This is a genomic window from Microcoleus sp. Pol11C3, assembly GCF_036701485.1.
GTDB lineage: Bacteria > Cyanobacteriota > Cyanobacteriia > Cyanobacteriales > Microcoleaceae > Microcoleus.
In genome coordinates this window covers 30,300-49,090 of the sequence record NZ_JAUBQW010000007.1, presented here as the reverse complement: position 1 = coordinate 49,090, position 18,791 = coordinate 30,300, and the positions used below count along the sequence as shown (strand labels likewise).

Below are 18,791 nucleotides of genomic sequence, written 5' to 3'. Positions count from 1 at the left end.
GATTGGCATTGTTGGGAGTACCTGTCGGGGAAGTTCCCGGATTGGCATTGTTGGGAGTACCTGTCGGGGAAGTTCCCGGATTGGCATTGTTGGGAGTACCTGTCGGGGAAGTTCCCCGATTCTGATTATTCTGATTGTTGGGATTTGCCGTGTTTGCTGGAGTAGTTATCGGCGTGCCTGCTGCATCTCTGGTGATGGCATTGGGGTTTGGGGGAGCAGGCGGAGCACCTCCATTGGGGTTATTTGCAGGAGCATTGGCGGGGTTGCCCGCAACCGGAGCAGTGTTTTGGGGAGCAGCATTGCGGCCGCACAAGCTGACTAAATCAAAAGTTATGCCCCCAGGAGTTTCGATCAAGCAAACCGGCACATTTATTTGGGGGTTTGAGGCTCTGGGAAAATCGGCTGTTCCCGGCATAGGACGGCTAAAGGCAGCTTCAGCCATCAGTGGGGTCAAGGCCGCCGATAGAGCGGCGATTGTTCGCAATAATCTCATCAGCGTTTCCTCAAATGTTTAATTTTATTTTCTCTAGTATTGCCCATAAATTGCCAAGTGTCGTCAGTCTAAAAGCCGATCGATCTTTTTGACAACTGCTTCTCCAGGGCCACCGCTGACTAAAACATCTCGCGCCGACAGAAAGTACAGGTAGAAAAAGCCGAAAGTGCCACTGTCGCGCATCCGTTGCCCTTCTTCCTTGATATTTTTAGTAGCGAATTCGCGGGTCAACGTAAGCATTCAAAATATCAATTACAATGCTGGCAATTACGACTATTCCCGCAAAAAACACCACAATACCTTGAACAGTTGGATAATCCCGCAAGCTAATCGCTTCGTAAAGGCGATTTGCCAACCCCGGCCAAGAAAAAGTAACCTCTGTTAAAATAGCACCGCCCAACAGTGCAGCAAAAGTCAATCCTAAGACAGTAATCACCGGAATTAGTGCATTTTTCAGAGCGTGAGCCCATAAAATCTGCAATTCGGGAATGCCTCTAGCTCTAGCTGCTTCGACATAATCTGCTTGCAAAGTTTGCTTGAGATTCACCCTGACAATGCGCTCGAAAATGCCACTCAAAAGAATCCCCAACGTCAAACTCGGAAGTGCCAAATAATGTAAAGATGTGAGAAACTGACCAGGGTTAGCGCTCAGGAGACTGTCAATCGTGTAGAGTCCTGTGTAGCCTTCGGGGGCGGGGAATGTCACCGGAAAGCGAGTTCCCAAAGGAAACCATCCCAACTGCACTGCGAAAATCAATTGCAAAACCATGCCGGCCCAAAAAGCGGGCAGCGAGTAAGTGATAATGCCAAACAAACGGCCTGCTGCATCGAAAATAGTGTTGGGGCGGGATGCTGCCAGGGAACCGATACTGATGCCGACAATTAAAGCTATGGCCATGCTACAAACTGCTAATTCCACTGTAGCGGGGAAATAATCTCCGATAATTTGCCACACGGTTTGTCCGCGAGTGGTGATTGAGGTTCCCAAGTTCAGACTGAATAAGTCTTTCATGTAGTTGAGATATTGCTCCCACAAGGGTGCGTCGAGGCCGAGTTGAGTTCGCATTGCTTCTTTGGCTGCTGCGGGAGCTCGTGAGCCGAGAATGGCATCTATGGGGTCGCCCGGAGTGGCCCGCAAGAGCAAAAATACTGCTGTAGTGATTGTCCACAACATTAGCGGTGCGAGGAGCAAGCGGAGAAAAATATAAGATTGCAGGGCTTTGGAACGAGACATAATATTTGGGAATTGCCAATTGCGAAGTCATTAATCATTAGCCAGATGTTGAAGACATCAGCCAGATGGAAGATAGAAGCTGGAAGAAACAGATATTTTATATCTGCGACTTCCGTATCGCGAATCAGGGGAATTGGGAATTGCTAAGTACATGGACAGAAATATTTACACAGATATAATTTTGCAAGGCTCACAGGAAGAGAATTTCAGATTCTATCTTGTGTAATTAATTCAGTCCAACTACTTAATATACAGTTAAGGATCGCGAATTAAATAATTTACACAAGTTTGTGGGGTGTCCCGCCCGCCCTTTCTGGACGGGCGGGCGGGACACCCCACAAGAACCATCACGCATTGTAAGTTATTTAATTCTCATTCCTAAGTTGATTTTTGCGAAAAAGTCGATAGACTTTTTCGCAATTCCCGATTTTCCTATTCGCCCAGCAGCGATTCAAATGCGGCTTGCAAAGACTTGATATCGCCTACTCTGGCTACTAACAAGTTTTCGCTGCCGGCATCCTCCAGCCTGTGCTTCCAATACAGGATGCTATCGGAGTTGTTCATCCAGAAACTAATCACGGTGTTTATGACGCGATCGACATCCCAGCCCCGATCAGGAGAAACTGTCTCTACGGATGCCACAAACGCATCGAGAGTACACTTCCGGTTTGCCAAGTATTCTACACCCGACTGCTGCTGTTGTTGCAGCAATTCCTGCTGCTGGTTAAAAAACGTTAAAGTTGGAGATACGCCCAGGAGTTCAAATGTATAGTTCATGTCATCCTCCAGAAGTATTATTTTTTTGCCAAAATGTCGATGGTCCAAAAAAGCCAAAAACGCTTTACTTGGCTGCCATCGACGAACTGCAGATGCTTCAATTATTCTATGAGTGCTCGATCGGGATTTTGCCCGCTTATTCTATTAATAGCAAATTTTCCCACAGCGCATTGTCACATAATTTACATTTGTCATGCCACTGTAGAAAAAATTAAAATCTGATTTTTATTAAGCAGGGGTAAGGTGGGCCATCCGCACTGGAGGAAGTGATGGCGTTTTAGATTTTAGATTTTTAATTTTAGATTAAAGAATTGAATAATTAGGAAGGACTGATGACAACCAGGGTTGGGATCACGGGTCTACAGTTGCATTTTTTCTAACCTGCTGTGACTTTTTTGCCGCGAGTCCCCACAGCGATCGCCACATTTAGGCAAGTAGTGGCATCATTAATATTACAAGTTTTTACAGTAGCGGTGGAAACCTCAGCCGAGTTTTGAGCCGCAGACCACCGCATTTCACTATTGCTGTATAACTTTGTAACTTATATCTAGGGCATCTTTTAAACGACAAACGATACCCAAATCCCGTAAGTGTCAAAATATTGATGTTATTGAAAAGTCTGAGCAGTTGTCTGATGAAAAGCTCGCCCAAGATGTCACTGAGCCTAGTTTTGTTGATACCGCTGGTGGTGCAAATCTCCGTAGCAGTCGGCGTGACTGGATGGCTTTCGTTTCGCAACGGCCAGAAAGCCGTCAATGACCTTGCTACGAGGTTAAGCTTGGAAGTTGCAGCGAGGACGAAAGAAAATTTCCTCAGTTTTGGGGATGTGTCTCATTTATTCCTGCAAATGAATACTGCTGCGATCGCCTCTGGAAACTTAGACCCGGAAGACTTCCCCAACTTAGAGCGCTATTTGTGGAACCAGACCAAGCTGAGCGATCGAACTACAACCATCTACTACGGCGACGAACAGGGCAAATTCCTCTTGCTCAAGCGAGAAGCAGAAAACTTAGTATACATCAGAGACGAATCAACCGCTCCAAACCGCCAAATTTATCGCCTAGATAGCCAAGGAAATCGCACTGAGCTAATCAAAACGGTTTTCTATGACCCCCGTACTAGACCGTGGTACCAAGCTGCCAAACAGTCAGGAAAAGCCACTTGGTCTCCGATCTACGTCTTCACGGCCTCGCCAGTTCTGGGGATTACGCCGGTGATGCCCATCTACAGCCAAACGGGTAGCCTGCAGGGGGTACTGGCAATTGACCTCACCCTTTCTCAAATCAGCGATTTTCTCAAAAGCATCAAAATTAGCGCGTCGGGACAAGTTTTTGCGATCGAACGCAGCGGCGAAATAGTCGCCAGTTCCACAGACGAACTGCCTTTTGTCACCGACAAAGGCGAACAAAAACGGCTGTTGGCGACACAGAGCAAAAATTTGCTAATTCGATCGGCCTCCACATACTTGCAAAAACGATTTGGCAGTTTTAAACAAATTGACAGTCAAGGACAGTTTAGCTTCGATATAGACGGCAAACGTCAATTCATTACGGTTGCTCCCCTGCAAGACGGCCGCGGCCTCGATTGGCTAATTGTAGTCGCAATCCCGGAAGCAGACTTTATGGAGCAAATTAACGCCAACACTCGCACAACTATCTTATTGTGCTTTTTTGCCTTCCTACTGGCGATCGCACTCGGAATTTTCACCTCTCGCTGGGTTGTCAAACCGATTACCCGATTGTTGCAAGCTTCCAAAGCTTTAACAAAAATGTCCGAATCATCCGACTTCACCTCCGCAGAATTAAACGGCGAAGTCGAAGTTCAAGGCGTCAAAGAACTCGGCCTTCTAGCTCAGTCTTTCAATCAAATGGCCCGACAATTGCGATCGTCTTTTGTTGCCCTAGAAAAAACCAACTCTAGTTTAGAACAGCGAGTAGCAGAGCGGACTGCCGAACTCGAAGCTGCCGAAGCAGAATTGCGGGCTTTGTTCGCAGCTATGAACGAATTAATTATAGTTGTGGACGCCAGCGGCCGCTATTTAAAAATCGCGCCCACAAATATTTCTCTGCTCTACAAACCAACCGAAGAATTAGTTGGCAAAACAGTCGGAGAGCTGTTTCCCCAAGCTACAGCCGACAATTTTCTCCACCATATTCGAGCAGCTTTAGATACTCAGCAAACTGTCAGCATCGAGTACGATTTAACCATTGACGACCGCGAAGTTTGTTTTGCCACCAGCATTTCGCCGCTTTCAGAAGAATCCGTAATTTGCGTAATCCGCGATATTACTGAACAGAAGCGAGCGGAATCGGTGCGACGCCAAAGGCAAAAACAATTGCTCAAACAAAATACCGTTTTGGTAGAATTGGCAAGAAATAAAGCGCTGTATCGAGGCGATTTGCAAGTAGCTTTGAGGCAAATTACCGAAGCGGCAACTCATACCCTAGATACAGAAGGAGCCGGAGTATGGTTGTACGACGAAAGCCGATCGAAACTGCAATGTCTCGACAAATTTACGCGCCACAACCACCAGCATTCCCAAGGTACTGAACTCGCAGCAGCAGACTATCCAGCTTATTTTCAAGCTTTGGAAGAATACCGGACGATCGCAGCCGAGGACGCTCTTTCAGATATTAGAACTAGAGAATTTGCCGAATCTTACTTTTCACAAGCTGGCACTACTTCTACCTTAGACGCGCCAGTGCGCCTCGGCGGACAAACAGTGGGAGTCATCTGTATCGAACAAGTGGGAACTACTCGTAACTGGACATTAGAAGAACAAAATTTTGCTGCTTCCCTGGCAGATTTGGTATCATTGGCGATCGAAGCCAGCGAGCGCGATCGTACACAAAGCGCTTTGCGTCAAGCAGAACAAAAATATCGCAGCATCTTTGAAAATGCCGTCGAAGGAATTTTTCAAAGAACCCCCGAAGGCCACTTCTTGAGCGTAAATCCAGCTTTAGCCCGCATCTATGGCTACGCTACTCCCGAAGAATTGACATCAAATCTCACAAACATCAGACAGCAAGCTTACGTCAATCCTCAGCAGGGCGACAAGTTTATGCGGGTGATGGAAGAATTCGGAGAAGTTTCGGGGTTTGAGTCACAAGTTTACCGCGTTGACGGCAGCGTAATTTGGATTTCCGAAAGCGCGCGTGCAGTGTGCGATGCCGACGGCCAGCTACTCTACTATGAAGGCAGCGTCGAGGATATTAGCGATCGCAAAGTCTTTGAATCCGCCTTGCAACTCGCCCTAGAAGCAGCCGAAGCCGCTTCCACCGCAAAAAGTGCATTTTTGGCAAACATGAGCCACGAACTGCGAACACCTCTGAATGCCATCATCGGCTACAGCGAAATGCTCCAAGAAGAAACCGAAGAATTGGGTTACGATGAACTCATCCCAGATTTAGACAAAATTCGCACTTCCGGCAGACACTTGCTATCGCTAATTAACGACATTCTCGACATTTCTAAAATCGAAGCCGGCCGCATGGATCTTTACTTAGAAACCTTCGACATCGCCGCCTTGATTGAAGAAGTCGCATCTACCGCCGCGCCACTAATTGAGAAAAACGGCAACACTCTAAAGTTGGATCGAATTACGAATATCGGCACTATGCACGGGGACATTACTAAAGTGCAGCAGATTTTATTGAATTTGCTGAGCAATGCCGCCAAATTCACTCAAAACGGTACAATAACCCTCACCGCCAGCCGAGAAAAAATCGCGGGTGACAGCAGCCAAGCCAGACAAGAAAACACTTCTGAATCTGGGGCAAGTTCTCAATCTTCAATTGCTACTAAAGAATTTTTAGTTGTTAATTGTACAGATACAGGAATTGGGATGACTCCCGACCAGTTGCAGCACATTTTCCAACCCTTTACCCAAGCCGACGCTTCCACCACCCGCAAGTACGGCGGCACCGGTTTGGGACTGGCAATCAGCCAGCGTTTTTGCCTAATGATGGGCGGCAATATTTCCGTAAAAAGTCAGGAGGGTGTGGGTTCTACTTTTACCATTCGCTTACCTGTTAATAATTAAAAGTAGGTTGCGTAACTCGTTCCTAGGCTCTGCCTAGGAACGAGAAATTACTAACTCCCAATTACCTTTGAATGCTTCTCGGATCGAGAGCATCCCGCAACCCATCCCCCAATAAATTAAACGCCAAAACAGTCACAATAATCAGTATGGCCGGAGGCCAAACCAACCAAGGCTGCAATACTAAAACTGAAGCATTAGTAGACAGGGATAGTAAATTTCCCCAAGAAGGATCGGGCTGTTGAATTCCCAAGCCAATTAAACTCAAAACCGACTCCGCCACAATAAAGCCCGGAACAGACAAAGTAGCAGAAATAATTACATAAGTAGCAGTTTGTGGCAAAACGTGGCGGACAATAATATAAATTGGATTGGCGCCCATTGCCCGCGCCGCTTGCACGAATTCTAGCTGTTTAATTGACAGTACCTGACCGCGAATCACCCGCGCTAAACTCGCCCAACTGATAAATGAAGTAATCAGCACAATCAATATAAATCGCTGAGCACTTGTCAATCCCGGCGGCAACACTGCTGCTAGCGCTACTAATAAATAAAGACCGGGAATCGTCATCAATACTTCGGCAAAACGCATTAAAATACTGTCAATCCAACTGCCGAAATAACCAGATATGCCTCCGACCAACAATCCCAACGGAAAAGAAATTGCTATTCCTACTAAACCGATGCTGAGGCTAATTCTGCTGCCGTGTACTAAGCGACTGAATTGATCGCGAGCTTGTTCATCCGTGCCTAAAACGTTAATTTGACCTTCTCCTGTAGTGCCAAACAGGTGCCTGTCGAAAGGCAAAAATCCTAAAAATTTATAGGGGGAAGCTTTGACAAACAAACCAACAGCAGAGGGTTTTTGCCAGTCTACAATTACCTCACGAGCGCCCGTATTCGCATCCACTGGGCCTTGAGTAGTCGGATAAACGTGGGGGCCGATAAATCGCCCTTCTTGGGTAGTTAAATAAATCTGAGTCGGTGGCAGCAATGAACCGTTTAATTGAGAGTCATAGGGGTCATAAGGTGCGACAAATTCGGCCAAAAGCGCGACTGTATAAAAAATTAACAGTACCACGGCTCCCAACCGAGCTAGAGGATTGTTTCTAAGATTTTGCCACCATTTCATAAGTTTTTAGGTTTGAGTTTTAAGTGGGTTAGTAATAAAGACTAAAGTTCTGTATAGAGACTTTAGTCTTTTCTTAATGGACTCAGCAGCCAAAAGTTAATTCCTGACTTATAAAAGTTTTCATAATTGAATTACTTAGTACAAAAATTAGACTACTTTTGTTCATCTGCAACCAAGATTATTCTACTTTCATCTTCTGGTATTTTCCCCAATTCCTCGCCGCTAAAAGGATTGTAGAAAAACGAGCCTGTTTGGGGCGGCAATTTGGGATTGAGTACAATTTCTACTATACTTTTTACTACCCCAGTGAGCGGAATTGCCAGGATAACTCCCAACAATCCTCCCACTCTACCTCCTAAAAGCAAAGCTGTGAAAATAACTACCGGACTTAATCCGGTGAGATTCCCCATAATTCGGGGAGCTACTAAATTATCCTTGATTTGCTGGAGACCGATCGCCACTACCAAGACTTGCAGCGCCAGCCACCAATCAATAAACGCTACAATTATACTAACTGCTCCAATTCCCAGCGTCGCTCCAATAAACGGAATTATTTCCGTCAATCCTATAAACACGGCAAACAACAGAAAAAACGGAACTTGCAGCCACCAAAAAGCCAGAGTTAGCGAGATGGCCATAAATAGTCCCAGCAATAACTGTCCCGATACAAATCGCTGGAGGTTTCGCTGCAAAGTCTCTGTTAAAACATAGCGAATGTCTGGGGAAAAAATGCTGGTCAAACCCTGCCACACTCTTTGCCCGTCTAGGAGCATATAAAAGGAAATCACCACAATAAAAATTAAGTCCAAAAACCAGTTAAAAGTACCTACAACTAAGCCTAAACCCGTACCGGCGATCGCCTGGACTTGTCCCTGGACTCTAGCTGACAGTTGCTGCTCCAATATTTGCACGTCAAACGGTAAATTGCGATCGGCACTCCAGGCTTGAAATTCACTTAGCTGCAGCCGCCCCGACTCCAGCAATTCCGGGAACCTCACCCCCAACTGCCTCGCTTGGCTGAACACCGGCGGCACAATCGTTAAACCGATTACTACTACTATCACACCTGCAGTTAAATAAACCAGCCCCGCAGCTACCCCCCTGGGCAAAAATACTTGCAGTCTTTTTACTGCATAATTTAATAAAAATGCAATGAGTCCCGCTGTTACTAAAATGCTGACCAGTTCCCCAACATAACTGACAGCAGTCAGGGTAAACCATCCCGTCACTAGCACTAGCAGCCAAGTAATTAGAAACTGTTGGACGGGAGAAAAGATGCTATTCATTGTGATTTTTTTAAATAAAGTGGCACAAGTTTTTCAGCAGATGTGCCGTATTATACAATAAACCCATGAGAGTATAGATTAGGAATAATCAGTTCAAGATTAGACTGAGTTTTCTCAGCATTGATAGATGGGTGATGGCCAAGCCACTTGGGGAGAGACAATGCCAGCCCGATCGACCCCACGATCGCGAATCACGCTAATATTCAGTATGCCCCAGAGGCCGATCAAATTAAATCTCGATCGAACAAACTCGGATCAATTCGCCATTGTAAGGTTAAACGACGCGACACTCACCCAAAAGGGGGACGCGGGACTGCGGACGCCATCCGCTAAAATGAATCCAATATAAAAACCGCAATCTTTCTTTACAATAAAAAACCACAGGCTAATAGCGGCGAGAGGAACTACCGTGACTAATCAAGTTTTTTCAGAAGCGGAAGAAAAGCAACCCCTTCCCCCCGTGGAGAGCGGGCGCGACAGGAACTCAGCAGTGGATGTAACTGAAAGTGGGGTGTCAAATCCTTCTCGCTGGCAATTCTCCCCAGAGGAAGATGAACGAGAAGTTGCCCTAGAAGTTCCAGAAATGGAGGGCGAACAATCGGAAGTTTGGGAACCTGAAGCAACTGAAGTTGGGCCCCGCAAAGGACTCAGGTGGCCTACCTTGTTGGCAGGTGCAGGCATTGGGGCCGCTGCAACGCTGCTAGCAGTACACTTGACTGGGGGCAAGCAGAGCGCACGTCCCGCAGTCCCAATTCCATCGGCAACTGTGCAGGCGACGGCTCAGACTGTGACAGTGGCGCCTGTGGAATCGGCCGCAGTGGGTGAAACTCTGGAAGCGACGGGGACCGTGGTGGCCTACGACTTGCTGCCGGTGTTGCCACAGGCCAACGGTTTGCAAATCAAGCAGGTTTTGGTGAAGGAAGGGGATGCGGTAGAAAAAGGTCAGACGATGGCGGTTTTGGACGATTCGGTGCTGCGATCGCAAATTGCCGAAGCGCTTGCTGGAGTACAATCGGCTAATTCTACGGTAGAGCAAGCCGAAGCTCAGGTGCAGCAAGCTCAGTCTACTCAACAAGAAGCCCAAGCCGGCGTCGCTCAAGCCCAGGCTGGCGTTGAAAAAGCCATCGCTGACGCAGCGCAAGCCAAAACAGGTGTCGGCCAAGCTAAAGCAGGTGTCAATCAAGCTAAAGCAGGTGTCAATCAAGCTAAAGCTGGGATTGCTTCTGCTCAGGCTAAATTAGATCAAGCTCAAAGAGAAGTAAATCGCACCCAAAATTTGGCTTCCCAGGGAGTAATCAGCCAGCAAGATTTGGAAAAGCGCAAGACGGAACGAGAAACTGCTGTTCAAGACTTGAATAAAACTAAGGCTGATTTGAATAAAGCTTTGGAAGAACAGAACAAAGCAGCGGAAGAAGTGCGATCGGCTCTTGCTAAAGTAGCTACTGCGGAAGCTAATATCAGTACGGCTAGAGCGGCCCTCAGCAGCGCTCGTGCTAAAGTGAATACGGCCGGAGCGAGTGTCAGCAGTGCCAGAGCAAATGTCGGAAATAACGCAGCAAGTGTCCGCAGCAATGCTGCACAAGTCAAACAGTTACAAACTCAACTAGAACAAACTATTGTTCGAGCGCCGGATAGCGGTACTGTGGCTGAAAGAATTGGTCGAGTTGGCGATGTGTCTTCGGGCAATCAAAAACTATTTTCTATTATTCGGGGAAACAAGCTGGAACTGCAATTGAAAGTGCCGGAAACTCAGGTTTCGCAAGTGCGGCCGGGAACAGCGGTGCAGATTACTTCTGACTCTGACAAACGGATCAAGTTGTCAGGAACTGTGCGAGATATTTCGCCACTAGTTGACCCGCAAAATCGGCAAGCTACGGTGAAGATTGATTTGCCGGCAAGCGAGTTTTTGCGATCGGGAATGTTTTTGCGCGCATCGATTTCCACGACAACGGCTCAAGGTTTAAAAGTTCCTGCTAAAGCTATTTTGCCACAACCTGACGGCAGTTCTATTGTTTACAAACTTGTGGGCGAGGATAAGGTGCAGGCTCAACCGGTGCAAGTTGGGGAAATTTCCGGGGGTGCTGTGGGGGATTTGACTGCTGCTAAGGTGGAGGTTAAAAAGGGTTTGAAGGCGGGCGATCGGGTGGTTATTGCTGGGGCTGGTTATCTGAAGGATGGCGATCGGGTTAAGGTTGTTAAATAGTCAGTTGTCAGTTGTCAGTGGGCAGTCGGCAGTGGGCAGTCGGCAGTGGGCAGTTGTCATTACTTCGTAAGCGTAAGGTGCGTATTGTGCACTCTACATTATTTTTTTTAGGAACCGCGAAGACGCAAAGGACGCGAAGGAAGAGAAGAGAGAAAAGAGAGAACATCACTGTATTCCCAATTACCAATTCCCCATTCCCAATTCCCAATTCCCAATTATGTCTTTCAACATTTCGGCTTGGTCGATCAAACAGCCAGTACCCACGATTGTTTTATTCTTAGTTCTAACAATAGGGGGTTTACTATCATTTCCCCTTTTAGGCATTGATGATTCGCCTAATATTGATGTTCCTTCTGTTTCGATATCTGTCAGCCAACCGGGGGCAGATCCAGCAGAACTTGAATCTCAAGTCACGAAAAAAGTAGAAGATGCTGTGGCGGGTTTGGGGAATATTGACCACATTATCTCTACAGTTAATGATGGTTCTTCTAATACAACAGTCAACTTTTTATTAGGAACAAATAGCGATCGCGCTACTAATGATGTCCGCAATGCGATCGCCCAAATCCGCCAAAGCTTGCCCCAAGACATTAACGACCCCGTTGTCAAGCGAGTCGAATTTGCCGGCAGCTCTATTATGTCTTACGCGGTTGTTTCCGATCGCCAAACCGTAGAACAGTTAAGCGAATTAATTGACCAAAACATCAGTCGCGTCCTCCTCTCTGTCAAAGGTGTCGCTCAAGTGCAGCGAATTGGAGGCAGAGACAGGGATATTCGAGTCGATTTAAACCCCGAACAACTGCAAAGTCTCGGCATTACAGCTACTCAAGTTAACGACCAAATTCGGAATTTTAACATCAATTTACCGGGCGGCAGAACTGAAGTTGGCAATTCCGAGCAAACAGTCCGCACCCTCGGCAGTGCGAAAACTATCGAACAGTTGAAAGCTTATCAAATTACCTTGCCTAAAGGCGGTTTTGTGCCGCTTTCGAGTTTGGGAAAAGTTGAGGAAGGCTATGCAGAAGCGCGTCAGGCGGCACGGCTCAACAACAAACCTGTAGTGGCTTTTTCCATCCTCCGCAGTACCGGCAGCACTCTCGTTACTGTAGAAGAATCGGTGCGGGAAACAGTTAAAAAACTGGAAAAAACTTTGCCGCCTGATGTCAAGCTGGAACTTATTTATACTTTAGCCGACCACATCCGAGATTCCTACGAAGCTTCAGTGGATGCTTTAATTTTGGGGGCGGTTTTAGCGATAATAACTATTTTAATTTTTCTGCGGGATTGGCGGGCAACTTTAATTGCTTCTGTTGCCTTACCGCTGTCGGCAATTCCTACTTTTGCTGTGCTCCGGTTTTTGGGCTACACCCTCAACGGCATGACTTTGTTGGCGCTGTCGCTGGTGGTGGGCATATTAGTAGATGATGCGATCGTCGAAATTGAGAATATCGAACGGCACGTCGGGATGGGGAAAACTCCCTATCAGGCTTCTTTGGATGCTTCTGCTGAAATTGGTTTGGCTGTTGTTGCTACTACGATGACGATTGTTGCGGTGTTTGCGCCGGTGGCTTTTATGCCGGGAATCCCCGGTCAGTTTTTTCGACCTTTTGGGGTGACAGTTTCGGCATCGGTGTTATTTTCGCTGTTGGTAGCTAGAACCGTAACTCCGATGATGGCGGCTTATTTGTTTAAGGAGAAAGGACACCATCAGGAACTCAAAAAAGACCAACTTTCTTATCAGTACCGCAGGCTTTTGACTTGGGCGCTGAAGCATCGGGCGATCGTCCTAATTTTAGGTGTAGCTTTGTTTTTCGGCAGCGTTCAATTAATACCTTACATTCCTACGGGGTTTATCGATCGCGATGATACCGGACTTTCGACTGTCTCTATTGAATTGCCTCCGGGTTCCATCTTGCAGCAGACAGATGCAGCAGTGCAGCAAGCAACTAAATTATTGCTCGCTCATCCAGCCGTAGATAGCGTTTTGGAGACTGAAGGTGCTCCGACAGTTTCCGGCGGCTCGGGCGGCGGGGGCGGCGGGCGCGCTAGCGGGGTGAATACAGCCAGTCTTTACGTGAAATTGAAACCCGCCGACAAGCGGATCGGACAACAGCGGTTTGAAGAGGAAATGCGGCCGAAACTTCGCGATGTTCCCGGTGTGCGGTTGAGTTTTTCTCAAGGGCGTGTCGGCGGTAGGAAGCAAATGTCGATCGTCCTAAAAAGCGAAAATGCCGAGGCTTTAACTAAAGCTGCTGAAAGTCTCACGCAACAAATGAGGCAAGTTCCGGGACTGATTGAGGTAGAGTCTAGCGCGAGTTTGGTGAAGCCGGAGATTTTGGTGAAACCTGACCCGAATCGGGCGGCGGATCAGGGTGTATCGGTGCAGCAAATTGCTCGAACTGCATCTCTGGCAACGATTGGTGATATTGACTCGAATCTTGCTAAATTTGATTTGCCCGACAGACAAATTCCGATTCATGTAATGTTGGCGCCACAGTTTCGCAGCGATATCGAAACAATTAAGAATCTGCAAGTACCGGCGAAAAATAATACTTTGGTGCCGTTGAGGGCGGTGGCGGATATTGCTTTGGGCAGCGGGCCTTCTCAGATCGATCGCTACGATCGAGCTCGTCAAGTATCTGTAGAGGGGAATTTGTTGCAGGGTACGACTTTGGGAGAAGCTTCCGCTGCGGTGAAGAAATTGCCTGCAATGAATCCTCTACCTCCGGGCGTCGAACAGGAATCGTCGGGAGATGCGAAGGTGATGCAGGATGTGTTCGGCGGTTTTGCGGGGGCTCTGGGAACGGCGGTACTGTTTATTTATGCTGTGTTGGTGCTGTTGTTTGCCAATTTTCTACATCCGGTGACGATTATGGCGGCTTTGCCTTTGTCTCTGGGTGGGGCGCTGCTGGGACTTTTGGTGGGACAAAAGTCTCTCGGGCTGTACGCTTTGATTGGTGTGGTTTTGCTGATGGGAATTGTGACGAAAAATTCGATTTTGCTGGTGGATTACGCGATTATGAATCAGCAGGAAGGTAAGCCGATGTATGAGGCGACGCTGGATTCGGGGGTGGCGCGGTTGCGGCCGATTTTGATGACGACGATCGCCATGATAGCTGGGATGGTGCCAATTGCTCTGGGAATTGGCGCTGGTTCGCAAACTCGCAGCCCGATGGCGATGGCGGTAATTGGCGGTTTGATGACTTCTACGCTGCTGACTCTGGTGGTGATTCCGGTGGTTTTTACTTACATGGATGGTTTGCAAATCTGGATTTTTAATCTGATGCGGGGGAAGAAAAGGGGGGAAGGGCGATCGAAACTCTCCGGGTAGGGAAACGGCACTTCAGTATGATGTTGACTGTTGACTGTTGACCCTTCGACTACGCTCAGGGCGACGCTGTTGACTGTGAAGCGAACAACTGAAAATTGCGCCGAGATAGGTGGCGACTTGTAAAAATTATTCATGAATTGCCCTCTAATTTATCATGCCTATGCAGCCGAAAACGATATGACGCAAAACACAAAGCATGGGAGAAAAGGGGTAATTTAAAGTGACATCCTTATATACATTTAGAGAATTCATTTAGGATCTTAGCTCAGGAGATATTATTAGAAATAATATCAATTCTGGTTGCGCCGGAATGAGTTCAAATCCGCGCTTCATCCTCCTGAGAAAGTCGCATCAAGCTGCCAACAAATAATTCGCGCAATTTTCATTTTTTTGACTCACAGTCAACAGTCAACAGTCAACAGTCAACAGTCAACAGTCAACAGTCAACAGTCAACAGTCAACAATCATGGAATATTTGTTCGTAGCGGCAACCTCACGGTAAACGTTGCCCCTTGTTCCTCACCTGCACTTGTTGCACCAACAGTACCGCCGTGGAGTTCTACTAAATGACGGACTATCGAGAGTCCTAGCCCTAATCCAGCGTCTCTGCGAGAGTAGCTACTATCTGCCTGACGGAAGCGATCGAACACATAGGGGAGAAAATTAGGGTGAATGCCCTTACCACTATCGCTAACTTGGATTTGAGCCATTCCATCAATGTAGTCTAATGCGATTTCTATTTTTCCTCCGGCTGGGGTGAATTTAATCGCGTTTGAAAGTAGATTCCACACTACCTGTTGTAAACGGTTTGGATCGCCCAATACGTTTATTGTTAAAGGAGTGACGCTGGATTCCATTTGAAGATTTTTGGCTTCGGCTGCCAAACGTACCACCTCAATCGCATTTTCAACCAGTGGATTCAGCTCAATTTCCAAAGCATTGAGGCGAAACTGACCTGTCGTAATTCGCGAAACGTCTAATATGTCATCGATGAGCTGGTTTTGTGCTTTGGCGGCGCGCTCGATCGTTTTTAGCGCCTCGTCGGTTTTAGCCTGGTCAAATTTTTTCAGGCGCAGCAACTGTGTCCAGCCAATCATCGCATTGAGCGGCGTCCGCAGTTCGTGAGAGAGGACGGACAAAAACTCATCTTTGATGCGGCTAGCCTCCTCAGCAGCCGCACGAGCCGATTGTTCTTCAATCCGAAGGCTGCGTTCTGTCTCAAACTGTTTTTGCTCGGTGATATCCTCGATCGCCAACAGAATCATCTGTGTATCGCCGATGGGAGGCATTTTGCGGGCATTGAGCAGCATTATTTTATGCCCGATATGCTCAAAGTCATGCTCGACCTCAAAATCGTGAAACTCGGCATTTCCTGCCAGAATTTCTTCGAGGAGCGATCGCAACTTGGGAATATTCCACTGTCTGTTACCAAGATCGAAGATCGACTGTTGCTCAGTGTGGATCGGCATCACGCGAAACGTCTCGTAGAAAGAACGATTGGCGGTGATAGCCCGTAGGTTGAGATCTAACACTAGCAACGGTTCCCGCACGGTTTCTACGATCGTTTCGGCGTAGTTTTTCGCTTCCATCAAATGCTGGGCGCTGGCTTTGAGCTCGTGGATATCCACCAACATCACCACAGCCCCATCAATCTTGTGGTCGATCGTCCGATACGGTCGAATATGCAGATCATACCAATGACCCTCTCGATCTTGAACCTCCTGAACTTTCAAATTGAGGGTGCGGATCACCTCTACAATCATTGGCTCTAACTCCGGCATTATCAACTTGTGAGTGATGTCACTCAAACAGCGCCCGACATCGCTAGAAATCAAGTTGAAGATGCTTTCGATTGCGGGAGTAAACCGGCGGATTCGCAGGTCGCCTCCCACCATCAGAATCGGAATATTGATGGTGCTGAGCAGATTCTGTAAATCGTTACTCACCTGAGTTGATTCAACATTGCGCCGCTGCAATTCGTCATTAATCGTGTTCAGTTCTTCATTAGTTGCCTGAATCTCTTCTTTTGCGGTTTCGAGTTCCTCATTTGTACTTTGCAACTCTTCGTTGTTCGACAAAATCTCCTCGTTGGCCGCTCTCAAATCTTGGTTAGCTGCTTGATGTTCTTGGACCATCGATTGCAGGTGGTCTTTTGTAATTTTGAGTTCTTCTACCAGCCTCGCAATCTCCAAACTTTCACCTTCTAAAGCATCGGAATTGACTCTACGATCTTTTACAGCAGGCATTGCAGGGCTCGGCGGCTCGTCTTGAAACAACACTAAAAAATAGTTTTTTGCTACAGCGCCTGTTGGGAATGGAATCACATTAATTCTGACGAGGCGGATGCGATCCTTTTCTCTAATTTGCAAGCCTTCGAGGGCGATCGGCAACTGCAGTTGGGAGGCCTGTTCAATTGCAGTGCGGAGTTCGAGGCGCAATCCTTCTTTTGCCATTCTCAGCAAATTCAAGCTAGCCCTACCAGGAGACGGTTCTAGGTAGGCATTCGTCTCTCCTCGGAATTGCAGAATCTCCCTGGCTGTGTTAATTACAACGCCGACAGGCGCATAGTTATTCAAAACAATGCGATCGGCCTGTTTCTCGATTTCGATTTCGTTTAAGCTTTCCGTCACCAGCGGTGGGTTGAGGAGTGTCGCAGGAGAGTGGCTAGCAGTTAAATCCATGCTTAGCCAATGCGACAGCATTTTTTTAGTATAAATTTTGTTCTTTTTGTCTAATAGCGTAAACAATTCTGAAAAGTCACCAACCGTTTCCGAAGTGCCTAACAGCAAAAAGCCCGCTGGCCGAAGCCCATAGTGGAAAATTGGCAGCAGCTTTTTCTGCAAAGGCGGGCCCAGATAGATCAGCACGTTCCGACAGGAGATCAAATCCATCCGGGAAAAGGGCGGATCGCTGATCAGGTTTTGTTTAGCAAAAACGCAGAGTTCGCGCACCGACTGAGCGATTTGGTATCCGCCCTCGACTTCCACAAAGAACCGATGCAGGCGTTGGGGTGAAATATCGGCGACTTGGGCTTGTTTATAAATGCCGCGGCGCGCGTGGGCGATCGCATTTTCGCTGATGTCTGTCGCATAAATCTGAATCGGCAGATCAGTAGCTCTATCTGCTAAAAACTCTAACAAGCAGATGGCGATCGAGTAAGCTTCTTCACCGGTTGAACAGCCTGTAACCCAAATTCGGATCGGTACTTTCGACGATTTATCTTTAACGATTTCGGGAAAAATTTTGCTGCTTAAAACCTCAAAGCTTTCGGGATCGCGGAAAAAGCTGGTGACATGAATGAAGACATCGTGATAAAGCGCCGTTACTTCTGTCGGAGTGTTTTGGAGATATTGGGCATAATCCTCGAGCCGTTCCAGCTTGTAAAGCACCATCCGTCGCTGCATCCGCCGGTTCAAGGTAGTTTGTTTGTAGTGAGTAAAGTCAACTCCTGTAGCGGCGCGCAGCAAAGAGTATATTTTGGCGATCGCATCTTTACTTGTGATCGCATCTTCGCTGGTGCTAGATTCTGTCGCAGGCTGATCGGCAATGTAGGGATGACGGCTGATCTCTGCTATTTTCTGGGCAATTTTTTCCGGTGTCAAGATAAAGTCTACCTGACCCGTAGCCACCGCAGTGTTCGGCATACTGCTGACTTGTGCCGATCCTTCACATTGGGCAAAAGTTATACCGCCTGCAGCCTTAATCGCTTTTAATCCTTGGGCACCATCGCCGTCGCCCCCGGACAAAACGACGCCGATGGCTTGGTTCCCCCTTTCTGCGGCGAGGGAAACCAGAAAAATATCGACGGACATAAATATCCCGTGTGTTTGGCCGCGAGGGGTTAGCTTGAGCACCGCTTGATCGATGGTCATGCTGAAACTCGGGGGGATGACGTATACCTGATTCGGTTCTATGGGCATCTCCTCTTTTACCTCATGCACGGGCATCTGGGTCGATCGAGCCAGAATTTCCCTCAACACACTTTCCTGAGTCGGCAACATATGCTGAATTATTACAAACGCCATGCCGGTATCGATCGGCAAATGGCTGAGTAATTTGGTAAATGCTTCCAATCCACCTGCAGAGGCTCCTATTCCGACGACTGGAAATAACTCGTTTTGATTGTTTGGTTGCTTTACTTCAGCATCCATATCAGCTTTAGGTTGAGATTTCTTGGAAAACTTTTTCGTACTCATTTTTTATACCAGATAGCTTGCTGCCTGCGTATTATTGTTATGTTGTCTTTAATATATATATATATATATATATATATATATTAAAATGAATAATAAGTCA

At 47.3% G+C, this 18,791-nt stretch carries 10 protein-coding genes and 1 pseudogene; 3 read left to right on the top strand and 8 right to left on the bottom strand.

Annotated elements, in window-relative coordinates:
* From QUA40_RS03695 to QUA40_RS03675, 5 genes and pseudogenes are all read right to left on the bottom strand, one after another.
* A pseudogene (locus tag QUA40_RS03695) lies at window positions 1-493 on the bottom strand (hypothetical protein); the annotation flags it as partial.
* A gap of 63 nt (window positions 494-556) precedes the next feature.
* Window positions 557-733, bottom strand: coding sequence for a hypothetical protein (locus QUA40_RS03690; protein WP_333121872.1), 177 nt, complete (start codon window positions 731-733; stop codon window positions 557-559).
* Window positions 702-1,727 carry an ABC transporter permease gene (locus QUA40_RS03685; RefSeq protein ID WP_333121871.1) on the bottom strand — a complete coding sequence of 342 codons (1,026 nt, stop codon included), beginning with the start codon at window positions 1,725-1,727 and terminating at the stop codon, window positions 702-704. The genes QUA40_RS03690 and QUA40_RS03685 overlap by 32 nt, the downstream gene beginning before the upstream one ends.
* A gap of 432 nt (window positions 1,728-2,159) precedes the next feature.
* Window positions 2,160-2,504, bottom strand: a complete 345-nt coding sequence (locus tag QUA40_RS03680) for a hypothetical protein (RefSeq protein WP_333121869.1) — start codon at window positions 2,502-2,504, stop codon at window positions 2,160-2,162.
* A 376-nt stretch (window positions 2,505-2,880) separates the two neighbouring features.
* Window positions 2,881-3,018: a hypothetical protein gene (locus QUA40_RS03675; protein ID WP_333121868.1), complete on the bottom strand. Its 138-nt coding sequence runs from the start codon at window positions 3,016-3,018 to the stop codon at window positions 2,881-2,883.
* Window positions 3,019-3,138: 120 nt separating this feature from the next.
* On the opposite strand from QUA40_RS03675, the gene QUA40_RS03670 reads away from it, so the two are divergent.
* The gene (locus QUA40_RS03670) at window positions 3,139-6,546 is read left to right on the top strand and encodes a PAS domain S-box protein (protein WP_333121867.1); all 3,408 of its coding nucleotides are present in this window, start codon (window positions 3,139-3,141) and stop codon (window positions 6,544-6,546) included.
* A 61-nt stretch (window positions 6,547-6,607) separates the two neighbouring features.
* Here QUA40_RS03670 and QUA40_RS03665 read toward each other — a convergent pair whose 3' ends face one another.
* Window positions 6,608-7,675, bottom strand: coding sequence for an ABC transporter permease (locus tag QUA40_RS03665; protein ID WP_333121866.1), 1,068 nt, complete (start codon window positions 7,673-7,675; stop codon window positions 6,608-6,610).
* A gap of 152 nt (window positions 7,676-7,827) precedes the next feature.
* Window positions 7,828-8,961 (bottom strand): AI-2E family transporter, encoded by a 1,134-nt coding sequence (locus QUA40_RS03660; protein ID WP_333121864.1) that lies wholly within the window; start codon window positions 8,959-8,961, stop codon window positions 7,828-7,830.
* A gap of 409 nt (window positions 8,962-9,370) precedes the next feature.
* Between QUA40_RS03660 and QUA40_RS03655 the strand changes: the two genes are divergently transcribed.
* Together QUA40_RS03655 and QUA40_RS03650 are read left to right on the top strand one after the other, a co-directional pair.
* Complete coding sequence (locus tag QUA40_RS03655) at window positions 9,371-11,164, top strand: efflux RND transporter periplasmic adaptor subunit (RefSeq protein WP_333121863.1); 1,794 nt, start codon at window positions 9,371-9,373, stop codon at window positions 11,162-11,164.
* A gap of 217 nt (window positions 11,165-11,381) precedes the next feature.
* Window positions 11,382-14,495 (top strand): efflux RND transporter permease subunit, encoded by a 3,114-nt coding sequence (locus tag QUA40_RS03650; RefSeq protein WP_333121862.1) that lies wholly within the window; start codon window positions 11,382-11,384, stop codon window positions 14,493-14,495.
* Window positions 14,496-14,959: 464 nt separating this feature from the next.
* Here the strand turns inward: QUA40_RS03650 and QUA40_RS03645 are convergent, their stop codons facing one another.
* A complete protein-coding gene (locus QUA40_RS03645) occupies window positions 14,960-18,691 on the bottom strand; it encodes a chemotaxis protein CheB (RefSeq protein ID WP_333121860.1) in 3,732 nt (1,243 codons plus the stop codon).
* Window positions 18,692-18,791: the final 100 nt, after the last annotated feature.

Bases quoted from the DNA above. Each gene is read 5' to 3' on its own strand.
- QUA40_RS03690 (WP_333121872.1), bottom strand. From the start codon at position 733: ATGCTTACGTTGACCCGCGAATTCGCTACTAAAAATATCAAGGAAGAA.
- QUA40_RS03685 (WP_333121871.1), bottom strand. From the start codon at position 1,727: ATGTCTCGTTCCAAAGCCCTGCAATCTTATATTTTTCTCCGCTTGCTC.
- QUA40_RS03680 (WP_333121869.1), bottom strand. From the start codon at position 2,504: ATGAACTATACATTTGAACTCCTGGGCGTATCTCCAACTTTAACGTTT.
- QUA40_RS03675 (WP_333121868.1), bottom strand. From the start codon at position 3,018: ATGCGGTGGTCTGCGGCTCAAAACTCGGCTGAGGTTTCCACCGCTACT.
- QUA40_RS03670 (WP_333121867.1), top strand. From the start codon at position 3,139: ATGAAAAGCTCGCCCAAGATGTCACTGAGCCTAGTTTTGTTGATACCG.
- QUA40_RS03665 (WP_333121866.1), bottom strand. From the start codon at position 7,675: ATGAAATGGTGGCAAAATCTTAGAAACAATCCTCTAGCTCGGTTGGGA.
- QUA40_RS03660 (WP_333121864.1), bottom strand. From the start codon at position 8,961: ATGAATAGCATCTTTTCTCCCGTCCAACAGTTTCTAATTACTTGGCTG.
- QUA40_RS03650 (WP_333121862.1), top strand. From the start codon at position 11,382: ATGTCTTTCAACATTTCGGCTTGGTCGATCAAACAGCCAGTACCCACG.
- QUA40_RS03645 (WP_333121860.1), bottom strand. From the start codon at position 18,691: ATGAGTACGAAAAAGTTTTCCAAGAAATCTCAACCTAAAGCTGATATG.